We start from the raw sequence: 251 nt of genomic DNA, 5'->3' as shown, positions 1-251 counted from the left end.
CACTGGTCGTTGCCGTTGCCGGTGGCGGCAACGCCGGTGGTGTTGTCCCAGACGATGCCGCCGGGGCGGTCGCTGTACAGGTTGTAGGTCAGGGTGAGGGCGGTGTTGGCGATGTTCGCCATGCGCCGCGTGGCGACGCTGCCGTAGAGCCCGCCGTCGAGCGTGATCGCATAGGTCTGGCCGCTGACGCACCTGACCCGGATGGAGCCTGCGCCTTGCTGGCTGGTGGCGCTGATGGCGTTGTTCAGGGA

The 251-nt window shown here is 68.1% G+C and carries 1 protein-coding gene; it reads right to left on the bottom strand.

The window, feature by feature from the left end; all coding sequences use genetic code 11:
- A partial coding sequence (locus ACLJNW_RS27100; protein ID WP_410961646.1) for a spore coat protein U domain-containing protein occupies nt 1-251 on the bottom strand: 251 nt, incomplete at both ends.

The organism is Salmonella sp. SAL4457, from assembly GCF_046548235.1.
Taxonomy (GTDB): domain Bacteria; phylum Pseudomonadota; class Gammaproteobacteria; order Enterobacterales; family Enterobacteriaceae; genus Salmonella; species Salmonella enterica.
The sequence above is the reverse complement of the archived record's forward strand: the minus strand, read 5'-3'. Positions and strand labels throughout refer to the sequence as shown.